Consider the following 16,902-nt stretch of genomic DNA (forward strand, 5'->3'; position numbering starts at 1 on the left):
GCGGGCTGGGGCCCCGGCGGCTACCGCAACACCCGCCCCATCAGCAGCTGGGGCTCGACGCTCTCCACCCCCTCCAGCTCCCACAGCCGCGCCACACACCCCAGGGCATCGGCCACGCGGCCACTGCGGGCCCGCAGCCAGGCGGCCTCGGGGGCATGGTCGGGGGCGGCGGCGATGCGGCAGCCCGCCTGCTCCAGGGCGGCGCGGTGGGCCAGCGCCGATTCCCCCGGCCGGAAGCGGATGAAGAGCTGGCCGGTGGGCACGGCCAGCTCGCCACTCCCGGGCTGGGCAAAGACCGGGCTGAGCGACTGGCCCGTCGCCAGGGGGCCGGCGGGGACTCCGGGCAGCACGGCGATGGCTTCGGGTTCGAACAGCAGCACCGCCTCGGCTGCCGGCAGGGGCTCCCCGTGCAGGGCGTACCAGGCGGGTTTCTGCTCGAACACCACCGGCCGCTCCACGCCGACGAGGATCTGCCGGGGGAAATCGTCGAAGGACGTCGCGGGGCCCATGGTCACCTGGCGGCCGCTCCGCTGCTCCTCCACGCTATCCAGCCACACAGCAGCGCCAGGGGGTCTCACCTCTGAAGAAGGGTGAAGAATCCCCCGGCCTGTGTCGGCAGATCACGTCCTGTTCCGCCGGCTTGAATTCGCCAGCTGATGCGCGGAGAGTGATCGCCGCAGCGAGGACACCGCGATGGTTCAGGTTCGCTATGGCGGCAAAGATGCGGCCCCTTACGCCCTCGATGTCAGCGACAATCACCTCGTCGTCCGCACCCTCAACCGCCAGGCGGTGATGCCGGAGCGGCCCTTCGAAGTGGCGCCGGTCAGCGCCGAGGCGCACCGGATCCTGGCCCAGTTCGAGTGCCTGACGCGCTTCCGCGAAGCGGGGGTCGAATTGTTGAGTACCCGAGCCCCCCAGGCCGATGGGGCCCTGCGCGATGCCGCCCGCAGCCTGCTCAAGGCGGAGCCCGGCATCGACTTCGCCGGCCGCGTTCTGGTGGATGGCCAGGGCCGGCCCGTGGTCTACACGGAGAATCTGTTCGTCAAGTTCGACGACGACGCCGAGCCCGAGGCCTGCGAGGACCTGCTGCAACGCCTGGGCCTCGCCATCAAGCGTGGCCTCAGCTATGCCCGCAACGCCTATTTCGTGGCCGCTCCAGGCAACAGCGGGCTGGCGGTGTTCGCAATCGCCGAAACCCTGCTGGGCGAGGAGAGCGTCGCCCTGTGCCATCCGGAACTGGTGAGCCCCAGCCGCCAGCGCCGCCAGGCCTTCCCGCCCGAGTGGCATCTGAAAGCCACCGCCGTCAACGGCCGGCTCGTTGATGCCCACGCCGAGGTGGAGGCGGCCTGGGCCCTCAGCGACGGCACCGGGGCGATCATCGCCGTGGTGGACGACGGCTTCGACCTCGACCACGAGGAATTCCGCTCCTCCGGCAAGATCGTCGCCCCGCGGGATGTGACCCGCCAGAGCGGCGACCCTCGCCCCGGCCGCGGCGACGACCACGGCACCGCCTGCGCCGGGGTGGCCTGCGCCAACGGCCAGTTCGGCGCCACAGGCGTCGCCCCCGGCGCCCGGCTGATCCCGATCCGGCTGGCCTCCGGCCTGGGCTCCCAGGCGGAGGCCGACGCCTTCGTGTGGGCGGCCCGCAACGGCGCCGATGTGGTCTCCTGCAGCTGGGGCCCGCCGGACGGGGCCTGGTGGGACCCGAACGACCCGGCCCACCGCCAGGTGGTGCCCCTGCCGGATTCCACCCGCCTGGCGATCGACTTCGCCACCACCCAGGGCCGCGGCGGCAAGGGCTGCGTGGTCCTGTTCGCGGCCGGCAACGGCAACGAGAGCGTCGACAACGACGGCTATGCCAGCTACGGCAAGGTGATCGCCGTGGCGGCCTGCAACGACCTCTCGAAGCGCAGCGCCTACAGCGACTTCGGCCGGGCCGTCTGGTGCAGCTTCCCCAGCAGCGACGGCCGCCCCTCCCTCACCCCCGGCATCTGGACCACCGACCGCTCCGGGGTGGCGGGCTACAACCAGGGCAGTCCCCAGAAAGGGGACACGCCGGGCCACTACACCAATTCCTTCGGCGGCACCTCCAGCGCCTGCCCCGGCATGGCCGGGGTGGCGGCCCTGGTGCTGGCCCGCAATCCGGCCCTGCGCTGGGACCAGGTGCGGGAGATCCTGCGGCAGGCCTGCGTGCGCATCGACCCCACCGGCGGCAACTACGACGCCAGCGGCCGCAGCCCCTTCTACGGCTACGGACGGGTGAGTGCCCGCAAGGCGGTGGAGCTGGCCCGCCCGCCCCAGCCGGCGGCGGCCCTGGTGTTCCAGGCGGTGCAGGACGTGCCGATCAACGACTTCCAGACCGCCACCCTCACCCTGCCGGTGGCCGCCCCGGGCCCGCTGCAGTCGATCCGGGTGGCGGTGGATCTCGACCACACCTACATCGGCGATCTGGTGGTGCGGCTGCTGCCGCCCGCCGCCCTCGGGTCCGCCCCCGTGGTGCTGCACGACCGCTCCGGTGGCGGCACCGACAACCTCAAGGTCACCTACGACGCGGTCAACGCCCCCGCCCTGGCGGCGTTGAAGGGCAAGGACCCCAGCGGCACCTGGACCTTGGAGGTGTCCGACACCGCCCGCTCCGACCGGGGCACCCTGCGCAGCCTGCGGCTGGAGATGGGCTTCTGAACCTGGCAGGCCTCAGAACTTGCCGGTGATCGCCCGGGTGGTGCGCATCAGGCCGGCGGTGGTCTCCGGCAGGTAGGGGCCCTTGAGCATCTGGCCGCCGATGCGCAGGCTGATCCCGGCCAGCACCAGGTCGATGGCGGCCACGGCCGCCGCGGCCTGCAGCCAGCTGAGGCTGAAGGCCTCGCGGATCCAGAGCAGCAGCACCAGCTCGGCCGCCACCAGGGCCAGGGTCATCAGGGTGAGGCCCATGCCGAGCATCACCCCGCCGCCCACCAGGCGCCGCTTTTCCTTATCGGCCTCCTGCAGGGCGATGCGGACGTGCAGGTCCATCACCGAAGTGATCAGGGCCGTGACCCGGCTGAAGTTCGGACCCGTCATGCCGAACGCCGACCCGACGACAGCAGCAGCCCCACCAGCAGCCCCACGCCGGCGGCGATGCCGAGGGCCATCAGGGGCCGCTCCCGCACCGGCTTCTCGATCCGGGGCCGCAGGGTGGTGTTGAGCTCGTCGAGCAGGTGCTCCAGCTGCTCCTCCAGGGGCCGCAGCGAATCAACCACGTGGCCCGCCTGCTCACCGGTGACGTTGACCAGATCGAGCAGTTGCTGCTTGACGCCGGCGGTGGTGAGCCCGCTCTGGCGGCTGATCACCTCCACCACGTGGTCGAAGCTGCCCCGGGTGGCCTCCAGGGTGTGGCGAGCCACCTCGGGCCACTCCTTCTGGATGCTGGGCAGCAGGCTCTCGAAGCGTTCGCGGAACAGGTTCTGCGCCTGCTGGGCCTCGCCGCTGCCGGCGGGCGCCGGGCCCGGGGCGGGGGCCGCCGGGGACTCGACAGGGGTGGTGTCCGTTTCCATGGGGCGCTCCGTGCGACGGCTGCACGGCATCACCGTAGGAAGAAGGGCTTGTGATCGTCAGCACCTCGGTTAAATTCGGCCTGCTCGGCGCACGGGCCTGTTGGTTCACATCAATCAGGTCGAGCTCACCCACTTCAAGTCCTTCGGCGGGTCGATGACCATCCCGCTGGAGGAGGGTTTCACGGTGGTGACGGGCCCGAACGGCTCCGGCAAGAGCAACATCCTTGACGCGGTGCTCTTCTGCCTCGGCCTGGCCACCAGCCGCGGGATGCGGGCCGAGCGGCTCCCCGACCTGATCAACAGCGCCGTGCTGCGCGAGGGAAAGGCCGCCGAGACCAGCGTCACCGTGCGCTTCGACCTGGGCGACTGGCAACCGGATACGGCCGAAGAGGGGCTCGACGTCCCCGAACAGGGCCCCTGGCTGCAGCGGGGCCAGCGGGAATGGAGCGTCACCCGGCGGCTGCGGGTGGCCCCCGGCGGCACCTACAGCAGCAGCTTCAGCGCCGATGGGGTGCCCTGCAACCTGCAGCAGTTGCAGACCCAGCTGCGGCGCCTGCGGGTCGACCCGGAGGGCAGCAACGTCGTCATGCAGGGCGACGTCACCCGCATCGTCTCGATGAGCGCCCGCGACCGGCGCGGCATCATCGATGAGCTGGCCGGCGTGGCCCTGTTCGACTCCCGCATCGAGCAGAGCCGGGGCAAGCTGGACGAAGTGGTCGAACGGCAGGAGCGCTGCCGCATCGTCGAGCAGGAACTGCTGGCGGCGCGCCAGAAGCTCGAACGCGACTGCGCCAAGGCGCGCACCTACCAGGAGCTGCGGGAGCGCCTGCACCAGGGGCGGCTGCAGGAGCAGGTGCTGGCCTGGGAGGAGGCCCGCACCCACGGCCTGGCCCTGGCCGGTCGCCTCGAGAGCCTCGACCGCCAGCAGGAGCAGGAGCGGGAGGCGATCGTCGCCGGCGAAGCCGAGGTGGTCGCCGCCGCCGCCGCCCTCGAGCAGCTGCAGGCGGAGGTGAAGACCCTGGGCGAAGACCAGCTGCTGGCGGTGCAGGCCGAACTGGCCGGTCTGGAAACCAGTGGCCGTGAGCTGGCCCGCCAGGCGGAGCTCCATGGCCAGCAGGCCGAGGAGCTGCAGCGCCGCCGCCAGCAGCTGCAGCAGAACCAGGCGGAGCTGCGCCGGCAGCAGCAGGCCCTCGGTGAGCGGGCCGACGACGGCGCCATCGACCGCGCCGAGGCCCTCTGCCGCGACGCCGAAGCGGCGGTGGAGCTCTCCCGGCGCCGCCTCGGGGAGGTGGCCGGGCGTTCCGGCAGCTGGCTCGAGGAGCAGCAGCAGCGCAGCCGCCGGCGCCAGGAGCTGCAGGAACGGCTCGCCCCCCTGCTGGCCGAACGCCAGCAGCTGGAGGAACGGCTGCGGCAGGCGGGCGAGCGGCTCGAGGAGCTGGGCGGCGAGGAGCTCCAGGAGGACGCGGCCCATGGGGAGGCCGCCGCCGCCCTGGCGGCCCTGGCGGAGCAGGAGCGCAGCCTGCGGGCCGCCCTGGAGGAACGCCAGGAGCGGGCCCGGGAGCTGGCCGAGGCCGTGGCGCTGCAGCAGCGCACCCGCGTGCGGCTGGAGCAGGAGCAGACCAGCCTGGAGCGGGACATCGCCCGCCTCGACAGCCGCCGCGAGACCCTGCAGGAGAGCCGCGGCACCGGCGCCCTGCGCCTGCTGCTGGAGGCGGGGCTGGAGGGGATCCACGGATCGGTGGCCCAGCTGGGTGAGGTGGAGGAGCGGCTGCGGGTGGCCCTGGAGGTGGCGGCGGGGGGGCGCCTGGCCCAGGTGGTGGTGGAGGACGACCGCATCGCCGCCCGGGCGATCGAACTGCTCAAGAGCCGCCGTGCCGGCCGCCTCACCTTCCTGCCCCTCAACCGCATCCGGGGCGGCAGTGGTGGCTCGGGGGGGGCGGCACTGCAGCGGGGCGGCGCCGGCGGCAGTGGCGGGGCCGGAGGCCTGGTGGGGCGGGCGGTGGATCTGATCCGCCACGAGCCCGTCTACGCCGACGTGTTCCGCTACGTCTTCGGCGACACGCTGGTGTTCGCCACCCTCGCCGACGCCCGCCGGGAACTGGGCCGCTGCCGGGCCGTGACGCTCGAAGGGGAACTGCTGGAGAAGAGCGGCGCCATGACCGGCGGCAGCCTGCAGCAGCGCTCCGGTCAGCTGGGCTTCGGCCGCAGCGGCGACGGCGATGAGGCCGAGCCGCTGCGGCAGCGGCTGCTGGAGCTGGGGGAGAGCCTGCTGGCCTGCCGCCGCCGCGAAGCCGAGCTGGGCCGGAGCCTGGAGGAAGTCCGGCCGGGCCTGCTGGAGCTGCAGCAGCGCCAGGCCGCCATCCAGGCGGAACACAGCGCCGCCGAGCGCACCCTGGCCCCGCGGCAGCAGCGCCGCGACCAGGTGGCCGGCCGGCTGCGGCAGCTGCAGGAGGCCCACCAGGCCGACCGCGGCCGGATGGGGGTGCTCGAGCAGACCCTGCCGCCCCTGCGCCAGGCCCTGGCGGAACTGGAGCAGGCCGAACGCGCCGCCAGCGGCAACGACGACAGTGCCCGCTGGCAGGGGCTCCAGGGTGAACTGGAGCGGGCCGACCGAGCCCTGGTGGAGGCCCGGCGCCAGCGGGACGAACTGGAGGCGGAACGGCGCGACAGAGCCCTGGGGGCGGAGCGGCTGGGCAGCCAGCTGGAGGCCCTCGCCGGGGAGGAACGGCGGCTGGTGGAGGCGGTGCAGGCCCTGGTGGCCGAGCGCCAGCTCTGGAAAGAACGCCACCAGGCGGAGCAGGAGCGCCGCACCCTGCTGGAGCGCCAGCAGAGCGAGCTGCAGACCCGCTTCGGCGAACGGCGCCGCGCCCGCGACGGGGCCGAAGCCCACCTGGCCGGCCGGCGCCAGGCCCTGCAGCAGCGCCAGTGGGAGCTGCAGCGGCGCCAGGAGGAGCGGCTGGCCCTGGCCGAAAAGCAGCGCAGCCACGGCCTGCGGCTGGCCCAGATGGAACGGGAGCTGCCCGACCCCCGCCCCGGGCTGCCGGAGGAGGTGCGCGAGGCCGGCCTGGAGGCGCTGCAGCAGAGACTGCGCAGCCTGCAGCAGCGCATGGAGGCGCTCGAGCCGGTCAATATGCTCGCCCTCGAGGAGCTGGAGCAGCTGGAGCAGCGGCTGGCCGACCTGGACGACCGCCTGGAGGTGCTCAGCAAGGAGCGGGAGGAGCTGCTGCTGCGGATCGAGACCGTGGCCACCCTGCGCCAGGAGGCCTTCATGGAGGCGTTCCGGGCCGTCGACGGCCATTTCCAGACGATCTTCGCCGGCCTCTCCGACGGCGAGGGCCACCTGCAGCTGGAGAACCCCGAGCAGCCCCTGGAGGGCGGCCTGACCCTGGTGGCCCACCCCAAGGGCAAGGCGGTGCGGCGGCTGGCCTCGATGTCGGGTGGTGAGAAATCCCTGACCGCCCTCAGCTTCCTGTTCGCCCTGCAGCGCTTCCGTCCCTCGCCCTTTTATGCCCTCGACGAAGTCGACAGCTTCCTGGATGGGGTGAACGTCGAGCGGCTGGCGGCCCTGATCGCCGCCCAAGCGCACCAGGCCCAGTTCATGGTCGTCAGTCACCGCCGGCCGATGATCGCCGCGGCCACCCGCACCATCGGCGTCACCCAGGCCCGCGGCTCCCATACCCAGGTGGTCGGTTTGCCGCCGCCGGCCTGAGCCGACCGCGTGGGCCACAATGGGCCGACCAGGCTGTTCCAGGCCGTGAAGTCGCTCCCGTTCCCCCTGCCGTCCAGCCCCGATCTCCGGATTTGACCTCCCCGATTCCCCCCTCCACCGAGCCCGCCGCCCCCAGCGACCGCCTCTGGCTGCGCTCCGAACTGATGGGCACCCAGGTCATCACCCGGGACACCGGCCGCCGCCTGGGCGTCGTCGGCGAGGTGGTGGTCGACATTGACCGGCGTGAGGTGATCGCCCTCGGCCTGCGGGACAACCCCCTCACCCGTTTCCTGCCGGGCCTGCCCCGCTGGATGCCGCTGGATCGCATCCGCCAGGTGGGTGACGTGATCCTGGTGGATTCAGCCGACTCCCTGGCCGAGGGGTTCAACCCCGAGCGCTACAGCAAGGTCATCAACTGCCAGGTGATCACCGAGTCCGGCGAACAGCTCGGCCGCGTGCTCGGCTTCAGCTTCGACATCGAGACCGGCGAACTCACCACCCTGGTGATCGGTGCCCTCGGCGTTCCCCTGCTCGGTGAAGGGGTGCTCAGCACCTGGGAAATGCCGGTGGGGGAGGTGGTCAGCAGCGGGCCGGACCGGATCATCGTCTACGAGGGGGCCGAGGAGAAGCTCAAGCAGCTCGGCACCGGCCTGCTGGAGAAGCTGGGCATCGGCGGCGCCAGCTGGGAGCAGGAGGAGCGGGACCGGTTCCGCACCGGGGCCGTTCCCGCCGAGAACCAGCTGCCCGCGGGCCAGCCCACGGTCCAGGAGCAGCGCCGGATCCAGCCGGCCGCCAGCCGCAGCTTCCAGCCCGCCGAGGAACTGGAGTACGTGGAACTGGAGGAGCGGCGCGAGCGGGAGCCCCTGCGCCAGCGCCGCTACCTCGACGACGACCTGCCGGAACCGCGCCAGCGCCCCGAAGCCCGCCCGGCCGAGGCCTACGGGCGCGAGGGCGAGCGGATGGCGCCGGACCGCTACGACGACCGCGTTCCTGACCGCACCCCCGACCGCATCCCACCCCAGCGCTACGGCGAGGAGCGTCCCGCCGGGGGGCGCTACAGCGACGACCGTTATCCCGAAGATCGCTATAGCGACGATCGCAACGCCGATGACCGTTACCCCGAGGAGCGCTACCGGCCCGAGCGTGGTTACGAGCCGGAGCGGGATCGTCCTGAGCCCCCCCGGGGACGGGAGCCGCAGCGGGACCCCTACGCCCCCCCCGAAGAAGCACCACCCCGGGAGGCCCCCCGCGCCAAGGAGCCGGTGGATGTGGAGCCCGAGATCCTCGACGACCCCTGGTGAAAGGGCAGCCGCCCGGCCTCAGCCCTCGTTGAACTGCAGCGACGCCGAATTGACGCAGTAGCGCAGGCCGCTGGGCGTGGGCCCGTCGTTGAAGACGTGGCCGAGGTGGGCGTCGCAGGTGGCGCAGCGGATCTCGGTGCGCTCCATGCCATGGGAGTGGTCGGTGTGGGTGGTGATCGCTCCATCACTCACCCCCTGCCAGAAGCTGGGCCAGCCGGTGCCGGAATCGAACTTGCTGGCGGAACTGAACAGCTCGCTGCCGCAGCAGACGCAGTGGTACATCCCGGTGGCCTTGTTGTTCCAGTAGGCGCCGGTGAAGGCCCGCTCGGTGCCCCCCTCGCGGGCCACCCGGTACTGCTCGGGCGTCAGCTTGGAGCGCCAGTCGGCATCGGCGGGGACGGTGCTGGCTGAGGTGGTGGAATCGCTCGGCTGCATGGTGGCGAACCCCGCATGGGGCCATGGTGAACTGAATCCTATCCAGGTCGCACCGGCACCCCGGAGCGCTCCGGCGGCGGCAGCAGACCCCGCACCATGGCCGCCACCGCCGCCACGGCGCCCGGCTGGCCCCGCAGGCTGCGCAGGTCGTCGGCCATGGCCGCCAGGCGCTCGGGATGGTCCAGCCAGTCGGCGGCCTCGGCGGCGATCTGGGCCGGTTCGATCGGCCCCACCCGCTCCGGCACCACGGCGCGGCCGGCGGAGATGTTGGGCCAGGCAAGAAAGCCGCGGTGGCGCATCCGCCAGGCGGTGAGGGCCACCCCCACCAGGCGCCGCAGCAGGGGCAGCCGGGCCACCAGCCCCATCCAGCCGTCCCAGGCCTGCATCACCGCCAGGTGCTGGGTGGGCACCAGCACGATCATCGGCACCGCCAGGGCGCCCAGCTCGGCCGTGTTGGCCCCCACCGTGGTGAGCGCCAGGGCGCACTGACTCAGGGCGGCATGGGCGGGATGGCGCTCCAGCAGCAGGATGCGGGTGCCGGCCGCCGTGACGATCTCGTCGCCCTGGAGCTGGGGCTCACCGGCTCCCTGGTGGCGGTTCAGCGGGTTGGAGGGGCCGCCGTAGGCCAGCAGTTCCCGCACCGAGGTGGTGGGGGCCACCGGCAGCAGGAAGCGGCAGCCGGGCCGCAGGGCCGCCAGCCGGTCGGCGGTCTCGAGCAGGAAGGGCACCCCCACCAGCAGCTTGGCCCGCTTCGAGCCGGGCAGCAGGGCCACCCAGTCGCCGGGCGGGAGTGGATCGTCCTGGCGGGCCAGGGTCGAGAGATCGGCCATCAGGTCTCCCACCACCGTGGCCCGCTGCCGCCAGCGGGGGGCCAGGCGGCCGGCCGCGGTGGGCCCCATCACGGCGATGCGGTCGTTCCAGCGGGGCCAGCGGGCCACCCACTCGGCATAGGTGAGGTGGCGGTAGCCCAGACGGGCCGACAGCAGCACGGTCCAGAACTGGTCGCCGCCGAGGAACACCACCACGCCCCGCTCGGGCCAGGGGCCGTGGCGCCGGGGCCGCAGCAGCATCCACCAGAACCGGGAGGCCGGCAGCACCCGCTCGAACAGGCCCCAGCCCTCGGCCACCCGATGCTCCGCCCCGGTGGCGTTGGGGCACGGGACCAGCACCAGCCGCAGGCTGCAGGGGGCGCCGGGATCGCGGGGCCGCAGGGGCTGCAGCTGATGGAGCTGCTCGGCCAGCGGGCGCACCCAGGTGCTCAGCTCGCCGGGGCCGTTGCTGACCAGCACGATCGCGCTCGCGGCGGCTGGAGCGGAGACCGGCGACGGCTGGGTCAAGAGAACCGCAGGTTCCGGGGGACGGGGCTGGAGAAGAAAAATGCGGATGGCGAGACTTGAACTCGCAAGGCCGAAGCCACACGCCCCTCAAACGTGCGTGTCTACCAATTCCACCACATCCGCGTGGTCGGATCGGGCCGGGGCCTTCACCGACTGAGCAATATACGCACAGGCTTCCCCACCCCCGGCGACCCCTAGGCAGGGGTGGTGCCGGTGAGCACTGATACAGTCCGCCCCGGCACGGCCGCACCCCCGCCAGCCCCTTCGCCCGGACCTGCACGGATGCCCATCGGCAAGCTGCTGATCGCCAACCGCGGCGAAATCGCCCTCCGCATCCTGCGCAGCTGCCGGGAGCTCGGCATCGCCACGGTGGCCGTCTACAGCACGGTGGACAAGAACGCCCTGCACGTGCAGCTGGCCGATGAGGCCGTCTGCGTGGGGGAGGCCCCCAGCAGCCGCAGCTACCTCAACGTTCCCAACATCCTGGCGGCCGCCACCTCCCGCGGCGCCGACGCCATCCACCCCGGCTACGGCTTCCTGGCGGAGAACGCCGACTTCGCCGAGAAGTGCCTCGACCACGGCCTCATCTTCGTGGGCCCCTCACCGGCCTCGATCCTGGCCATGGGCGACAAGTCGACGGCCAAGATCACCATGCAGCGGGTGGGTGTCCCCACGATCCCCGGCAGCGAGGGGCTGCTGGAGGATCCCGCCGAAGCCGCCAGCCTCGCCGCGGCCATGGGCTACCCGGTGATGATCAAGGCCACCGCCGGCGGTGGCGGCCGGGGCATGCGCCTGGTGCCCGAGGCCAGCCAGCTCGAGGGCCTGTTCCGGGCCGCCCAGGGGGAGGCGGAGGCCGCCTTCGGCAACCCGGGCCTCTACATGGAGAAATTCATCGACCGGCCCCGGCACGTGGAGGTGCAGGTGCTGGCCGACCGCCACGGCAACGTGGTGCACCTGGGGGAGCGCGACTGCTCGATCCAGCGCCGCCACCAGAAGCTGCTGGAGGAGGCCCCCAGCCCGGGCCTCGATCCCGACCTGCGCCGCCGCATGGGCGAGGCGGCGGTGGCGGCGGCCCGCAGCATCGGCTACGAGGGCGCCGGCACGGTCGAGTTCCTGGTGGACCGCAGCGGCGCCTTCTACTTCATGGAGATGAACACCCGCATCCAGGTGGAGCATCCCGTCACCGAGATGGTGACGGGCATCGACCTGATCGCCGAGCAGCTGCGCATCGCCGGCGGCGAGCCGATCTCCGTTCGCCAGGACGAGATCCACATCACCGGCCACGCCATCGAGTGCCGCATCAACGCCGAGGATCCGCGCCACAACTTCCGGCCGGCCCCGGGCAAGATCACCGGCTGGCTGCCCCCCGGCGGACCGGGGGTGCGCATCGACAGCCACGTCTATACGGGCTACGAGATCCCCCCCTTCTACGACTCCCTGATCGGCAAGCTGATCGTCTGGGGGACCGACCGGGACCATGCGATCCGACGCATGCGCCGGGCCCTGTCGGAATGTGCCGTGACGGGCATCCCCACCACCATCGAGTTCCACCTCGCCCTGCTGGATCGCAAGGAATTCCAGCGCGGTGAGGTCTGGACCAAGTTCGTCGAAGAGGAGATGTTGAACCGCTGAGCGGGCCCCAGCTCAGCCGACGGCCTGGCTGCGCAGCAAAGCCAGGGTGACCAGCCCCTGCTGACCCACCAGCAGCTCCCGCAGCAGGCTGATCAGCCCCACCCAGACCACCGGGGTCACGTCGACGCCGCCGATGGGCTGGATCAGGCGGCGGGTGAGGGCCAGAACGGGCTCGGTGGGCGCACCCACCACCCGCATCACCCCCTTGGTGAGGTCCACGCTCGGGTACCAGGTGAGGACGATGCGGAACAGGAACAGCAGGGTCCAGCCCGCCAGGACCAGCCCCAGGGCCAGGTGCAGCAGGGGCAGGGGCGCCAGTGCGGAAAGGGCCGGGGCCGTCACAAAGCTCTAAGCGTCGGAACCCCGATCGTAGGAAGCCGCCGTCACTGCCTAGGATCCGCCGAGCTGTCCGGCGCGAACCCCTGCCATGACCCCTTCCCTCGCCAACTTCCTCAGCAGCCTCGGTTGGGGCGCGGTCATCGTGGTGATCCCCATCTCCATCGCCCTGGTGCTGATCAGCCAGAACGACCAGCTCGACCGGCGCCTCTGATCCGACGGGCCCCCTGCGCCTGCCGATGACACGGTGGGCGCGGTCCTTAGAGTGGGGCCCGTCGCCCGGGTGAACCGCCGTGGTCAACGCCAGCCTCAACTGGGCCAGCATCGTCGGCATCGTCCTGGCGGTCGGTGGAGCCTTCCTCTATTTCATGAGGAGCTTCAAGCCGGCCCTGGCCCGGGACTACGACGTGTTCTTCGCCGCCATCGGCCTGCTCTGCGGCGGCATCCTCTTTTTCCAGGGCTGGCGCCTGGATCCGATCCTGCAGTTCGGCCAGTTCCTGTTGGCCGGCACCACGGTCTTCTTCGCCTACGAAAGCGTGCGGCTGCGGGGGGTGACCACCGAGCAGGCCCGCCGCTCCTCCTACTTCGACGACGAGGAGCCCGCCGCCCCCTTCCGGCCCCGTGGTGGCCTTGGCGGCGGCCTCAGCTGGGACGACGAGCCCGACCGGTTCGATGAGCCCGAACCCCTGCGGCGCCGCATCCCCTCCCGCGAAGAACCCGAAGACGACTTCTACCGGCCGCGCCGGCCCAGCCGGGCCGCCATCCCCGAGCGGGCCGCCAGCCGTCGTGACGAGCCGGACGCCTGGGACAACCCCAGGGGCGAGCGCCCCTCGGGCCGCCCCGAACGCCCCCCCCTCGACGACCGCCCGGACCGGACCGCCGGCCGCTACAGCGCCGCTGGCCAGGGCCGTTCGGCCGCGAGTGATTTCGGCGCCCGTCGCCGTGACCGCGACAGCGCCCCGGAACCCCGCCGAGGCTCCCGCCCTGTGGCGGCGGCCGATGCGGTGCCCCGCTCCACCCGCCGGGGCACCGCCCCGACGGGCCGTGAGCCCGGCCCCGCGGCCGCCGGCCCGCCGGGAACCCCGATGGGCACCCCGATCCGCCCCAGCTCCCGCGGCGGCGCCGCCGATGACGTCAGTGATGCCGACTTCTCGCCGATGGCCAGCGGCCGGCCCCGGCCCCCGGCCCCGGACACCCGACCGCCGGCGACAGAGCCGCCCGCCCGCCCCTCCACCGCCAGGGACAACAGCTCCCGTTTCGACGACTGAGGCCCCGCGCTGCCGGCTGCGGCGCCCCGCTGGCACCCGCCTGCCCCTGCTGGCGGTGGCGCTCCTGGCCCTGCTGCTCTCCGGCTGCGGCAGCTGGAGCTGGGGCCGCCGCAGCGCCGGTCCGGTGGGCTGGGGCAGTGCTGACCGCCAGGATCCGGCCCTGAGCGGCAACGGCCGTGTGCTGGCCAGCGTGGTGCGCCGGGACGGCCGTGACACGGTGCTGCTGCAGGAGCAACCCTCCGGCACGGTGCTGCCCCTGCGCCACCTGCAGCGGCTGCAGCCCCACCGCTCCCCGTCCCTGAGCTGGAACGGCCGCTATCTGGCCCTGCTGGTGCAGGAGGGCCCCCAACGGCGGGTGGTCATCGAGGATCGGGCCACCGGACGGCTGCACCGTCTGCCGCTGCCGGGCAGCCTGGCGCCCGACAGCCTCAGCCTGGCCGCCGACGGCCGGCGCATTGCCATCGCCACCGAGGGGGACGGTCGCGCCCGGGTGCAGCTGTACGACCTCACCGCCCTGCTGGAGCCGGACCTGCCCGCCGGTCTGCCCGTGCGGGGCACCCCTGGTGAGGCCCCATGACGGCGGGGGCCAGCAGGCGGATGAGGACGACGGCAGCGGTGGCAATCGTGGCGGCCTTGCCGGCTGTGCTGGCGGGCTGCATGGTCCCCCTCCCCCAGCCCCTGCTGGGGCTGAACCAGCGCCTCGAGGCGGCCGGCCCCGCCCGGGCCCCCTCCCTCGCCGGCGACTGGCTGGCCCTGATCGTCAGCAGGGGCGGCCGCGACCGGGTGGAGCTGGTGGACCTGCAGCGCCAGCAGCCGGTGCCCCTGCCGGGCCTGGAGCGCCCCGACGCCCAGCCCCTGAGCGTGGCGGTGGATGGTCGCGGTGAGCGGCTGGCCCTGGTGCGCCAGCTGGAGGGGCGCACCGAGCTGGTGCTCTACCGCCGCAACCTGATGGCCCTGCAGCCGGTGCCGCTCCAGCCCCCCGGCGTGCCCCGGCGGGTGTCCCTGCGGGCCGACGGCCGCGAGCTGGCGGTGGAGGTGAGCCGCCAGGGCCAGTGGCAGGTGGATCTGATCGCCGTGCCCTGATCAGGGCACCAGGCCCGCCCAGTGCAGGAAGGTGTCGTGGCTGAGGGCCTCGATCAGCAGCACGGCGACGAAGCCGAGCATGGCGAAACGGCCGTTGACCCGCTCGGCGTAGCCGCTCCAGCCGAAGGCCGGCACCTCCGAGGTGGTGGCACTCGTGGCAGGCGGGACTTCGGCGGCCGGGGGGGCCTCGGCTGATGGGGTGGCGGAAGGGTCGCTCATCGGATCAGTCCTCGCGGCCAAAGGTATAGCCGGCCGCCGGAAGCAGGCGCCAGCCGGCGTTGCCATCGAGCTCCAGCACGGTGTCGTGGTAGGCGGTGAGGGTGGGGCGGTGGCCCACGCTCACGAAGGCCATCTCCCGCTCCACCAGCAGTTCGTAGAGCGCCTTCTCGGTGGCCACGTCGAGGGCGCTGGTGGCCTCATCGAGCACCACGAACCGGGGCGAGTTGAGCAGCAGGCGGGCGAAGGCCAGGCGTTGCTGCTCGCCGAGGGAGAGCAGGCGGGGCCAGTCCTGCTTGATGTCCAGGTCGGGATAGCGGTGCACCAGCTCGGGCAGGCGCACCTCCTCGAGCACGTGGCGCAGCTGCTCGTCGCTGAAGCGGTCGGTGGGCTGGGGATAGCAGAGCTGCTCCCGCAGGCTGCCCAGCAGCATGTAGGGCTTCTGGGGGATGAACATCAGCTCCCCCACCGGCGGCCGCTGCACGTTGCCGGCGGCGGGCGGCCACAGGCCGCTCACCAGCCGCAGGAAGGAGGTCTTGCCGCAGCCCGACGGGCCCACCACCAGCAGCCGCTGGTTGGCGGTCACCTCCAGGTTGAGGTCCTGCACCAGCAGGCGGTTGGTGCGGGGCGGCACCAGATCCACATGGCTCACCAGGATCGATTCGGGACGCACGGCGCCGGCCCCGGCCCCCATGGCGCCACCGGCGGAGGCCTGCTCGGCGGCGACGAACTCGGCCATCTCGGCACTGATCGACTCCACCTTGCCCTGGAAGCCCTCGAGACGGCTGATGGAGGCGGAGAAGGCGGCCAGCCGGTCGATGTTGTTGACGATGTAGCTGACGGAGAACAGCACCTGGGAGAAGGCGATGCTGGCCTGGCCGAAGACGCCGAAATCAACCTCCTTGGCGAAGTAGATCGGCGCGATCACCAGCCAGGGGAGGAAGCGGGAGAAGTAGTCGTAGGAGCGCTGGATGACGCTGATCAACGCCTCCCAGATGATCAGGCGGTTGTAGTTGACGATCACCCCGTCCAGCCGTCGTTCCCCCTCCTTCTGCTCCTGGCGTTCGCCCCGGTAGAAGGCGATCGATTCGGCGTTGTCGCGGATGTGGACCAGGCCGTAGCGGAAATCGGCCTCCAGCTTCAGCTGCTGATAGTTCAGATTCACCAGCTTGCGGCTGGCAAACACGATCAGGGCCGTGCCGCCCACCGAATAGGCCAGCAGCCACAGGGCCAGGGTCTGGTTGATGCTCCAGAGAACGATGATGAAGCTGAAGAAGGTGAGCAGGGCGGAGATGATCTCCACCGTCACGCTCAGGCTGGTGGCGGTGAAACTGGCCGCATCCTGGGAGATCCGCTGGTCCGGGTTGTCGATCTCCTCAACGCTTTCATCGTTGGGGTTGAGAACGTAGTAGGCCCGGTTGGTGAGGTAGCGGCCCAGCATGCGGCCGCTGAGCCACTCCCGCCACAGCAGGCCCAGCTTGGGAATCAGGTAGCTCTGGATGGCGCGGATCGGCAGCGCCAGCACCAGGCAGAAGGCGTAGATCGCGACGATCTTCCAGAACTCCTCAGCCTTGTACGCCACCAGGGCGTTCTCGATGTTCCGGGCGATGAAGCTGATGCCGACGTTGATGCCGTTGATCACCAGGATCAGCAGGGCGATGATCCCGAGCAGCAGCCAGGGCAGCCAGCGCCCCTGGCGCAGCTTGGCCCGCAGGCTGATGAAGGCGCCCAGGCCGGCGGCGAACAGCACCATGATCACGATGCCGATCGGCCCGCTCCACACCGCCGCCACCTGCTCGGGCACCCCGGGCAGGAAGCGGTTGCGCAGCTCGGGGATCCAGGCCCCGGCCGCGGCCACCACCCCGGTGAGCAGCAGCAGGGTGAAGCCCACCACCACCGCCAGCAGGGCCACCACCAGGAGCAGGAACTGGCCGCTGCCGCCGCCGCCTTCATCGAGGGGCAGGAAGTAGGGCTGGGCCAGGCGCTGCAGCTTGCCCAGCTGCTCGCGAAGGGCCTTCAGGGGGGACATGGGCGTGGGCGGATCGCGCCATT

The 16,902-nt window shown here is 72.2% G+C and carries 16 protein-coding genes and 1 tRNA gene; 8 read left to right on the plus strand and 9 right to left on the minus strand.

The genetic code is table 11. From position 1 onward, the window contains the following. Nucleotides 1-20 precede the first annotated feature (20 nt). Nucleotides 21-509 carry a hypothetical protein gene (locus KUG39_RS11665; protein WP_216918308.1) on the minus strand — a complete coding sequence of 163 codons (489 nt, stop codon included), beginning with the start codon at nt 507-509 and terminating at the stop codon, nt 21-23. A 184-nt stretch (nt 510-693) separates the two neighbouring features. Here KUG39_RS11665 and KUG39_RS11670 point away from each other — a divergent pair, with 184 nt between their 5' ends. Further along, nucleotides 694-2,682 (plus strand): S8 family serine peptidase, encoded by a 1,989-nt coding sequence (locus KUG39_RS11670; protein WP_216915208.1) that lies wholly within the window; start codon nt 694-696, stop codon nt 2,680-2,682. A 12-nt stretch (nt 2,683-2,694) separates the two neighbouring features. On the opposite strand, the gene KUG39_RS11675 is transcribed toward KUG39_RS11670, so the two are convergent. Then, nucleotides 2,695-3,060: a phage holin family protein gene (locus KUG39_RS11675; protein WP_190612225.1), complete on the minus strand. Its 366-nt coding sequence runs from the start codon at nt 3,058-3,060 to the stop codon at nt 2,695-2,697. Continuing rightward, nucleotides 3,057-3,533: a glycine zipper domain-containing protein gene (locus tag KUG39_RS11680; protein ID WP_190612223.1), complete on the minus strand. Its 477-nt coding sequence runs from the start codon at nt 3,531-3,533 to the stop codon at nt 3,057-3,059. Before KUG39_RS11680 ends, KUG39_RS11675 begins: the two co-directional genes overlap by 4 nt. A gap of 100 nt (nt 3,534-3,633) precedes the next feature. On the opposite strand from KUG39_RS11680, the gene smc reads away from it, so the two are divergent. Further along, nucleotides 3,634-7,242 carry a chromosome segregation protein SMC gene (gene smc / locus KUG39_RS11685; RefSeq protein WP_216915210.1) on the plus strand — a complete coding sequence of 1,203 codons (3,609 nt, stop codon included), beginning with the start codon at nt 3,634-3,636 and terminating at the stop codon, nt 7,240-7,242. Nucleotides 7,243-7,406: 164 nt separating this feature from the next. Further along, complete coding sequence (locus KUG39_RS11690) at nt 7,407-8,543, plus strand: PRC-barrel domain-containing protein (RefSeq protein ID WP_286193134.1); 1,137 nt, start codon at nt 7,407-7,409, stop codon at nt 8,541-8,543. A gap of 18 nt (nt 8,544-8,561) precedes the next feature. Here KUG39_RS11690 and msrB read toward each other — a convergent pair whose 3' ends face one another. The 3 genes from msrB to KUG39_RS11705 all read right to left on the minus strand — a co-directional run bounded on the left by msrB (nt 8,562) and on the right by KUG39_RS11705 (nt 10,438). Further along, complete coding sequence (gene msrB, locus KUG39_RS11695) at nt 8,562-8,978, minus strand: peptide-methionine (R)-S-oxide reductase MsrB (protein WP_216915214.1); 417 nt, start codon at nt 8,976-8,978, stop codon at nt 8,562-8,564. A gap of 38 nt (nt 8,979-9,016) precedes the next feature. Beyond that, the gene (locus tag KUG39_RS11700) at nt 9,017-10,315 is read right to left on the minus strand and encodes a glycosyltransferase family protein (RefSeq protein WP_216915216.1); all 1,299 of its coding nucleotides are present in this window, start codon (nt 10,313-10,315) and stop codon (nt 9,017-9,019) included. 41 nt (nt 10,316-10,356) lie between these two features. Then, a tRNA-Leu gene (locus tag KUG39_RS11705) sits at nt 10,357-10,438 on the minus strand. Nucleotides 10,439-10,597: 159 nt separating this feature from the next. Between KUG39_RS11705 and accC the strand changes: the two genes are divergently transcribed. Further along, nucleotides 10,598-11,947: an acetyl-CoA carboxylase biotin carboxylase subunit gene (accC, locus tag KUG39_RS11710; RefSeq protein WP_094586633.1), complete on the plus strand. Its 1,350-nt coding sequence runs from the start codon at nt 10,598-10,600 to the stop codon at nt 11,945-11,947. 12 nt (nt 11,948-11,959) lie between these two features. On the opposite strand, the gene KUG39_RS11715 is transcribed toward accC, so the two are convergent. Next, on the minus strand, nt 11,960-12,289 hold the full coding sequence (locus KUG39_RS11715) for a YggT family protein (RefSeq protein WP_216915218.1): 330 nt from the start codon (nt 12,287-12,289) through the stop codon (nt 11,960-11,962). A gap of 85 nt (nt 12,290-12,374) precedes the next feature. Between KUG39_RS11715 and psbX the strand changes: the two genes are divergently transcribed. The 4 genes from psbX (at nt 12,375) to KUG39_RS11735 (ending at nt 14,634) form a co-directional block, all read left to right on the plus strand. Next, nucleotides 12,375-12,497: a photosystem II reaction center X protein gene (psbX, locus tag KUG39_RS11720; RefSeq protein ID WP_094586637.1), complete on the plus strand. Its 123-nt coding sequence runs from the start codon at nt 12,375-12,377 to the stop codon at nt 12,495-12,497. Nucleotides 12,498-12,576: 79 nt separating this feature from the next. Next, a complete protein-coding gene (locus KUG39_RS11725) occupies nt 12,577-13,551 on the plus strand; it encodes a Ycf66 family protein (protein ID WP_216915220.1) in 975 nt (324 codons plus the stop codon). A 55-nt stretch (nt 13,552-13,606) separates the two neighbouring features. Then, nucleotides 13,607-14,128 carry a TolB family protein gene (locus tag KUG39_RS11730; RefSeq protein WP_094586640.1) on the plus strand — a complete coding sequence of 174 codons (522 nt, stop codon included), beginning with the start codon at nt 13,607-13,609 and terminating at the stop codon, nt 14,126-14,128. A 20-nt stretch (nt 14,129-14,148) separates the two neighbouring features. Beyond that, on the plus strand, nt 14,149-14,634 hold the full coding sequence (locus tag KUG39_RS11735) for a TolB-like translocation protein (RefSeq protein WP_216915222.1): 486 nt from the start codon (nt 14,149-14,151) through the stop codon (nt 14,632-14,634). On the opposite strand, the gene KUG39_RS11740 is transcribed toward KUG39_RS11735, so the two are convergent. After that, nucleotides 14,635-14,853, minus strand: coding sequence for a CAB/ELIP/HLIP family chlorophyll-binding protein (locus KUG39_RS11740; protein WP_216915224.1), 219 nt, complete (start codon nt 14,851-14,853; stop codon nt 14,635-14,637). A 4-nt stretch (nt 14,854-14,857) separates the two neighbouring features. Continuing rightward, entirely contained in the window at nt 14,858-16,879 is a 2,022-nt protein-coding gene (locus KUG39_RS11745; protein ID WP_216915226.1) for an ABC transporter ATP-binding protein/permease, read from the minus strand. Nucleotides 16,880-16,902: the final 23 nt, after the last annotated feature.

The sequence above is a fragment of the Synechococcus sp. CCAP 1479/10 genome (genome assembly GCF_019038515.1).
Taxonomy (GTDB): Bacteria; Cyanobacteriota; Cyanobacteriia; order PCC-6307; family Cyanobiaceae; genus Cyanobium.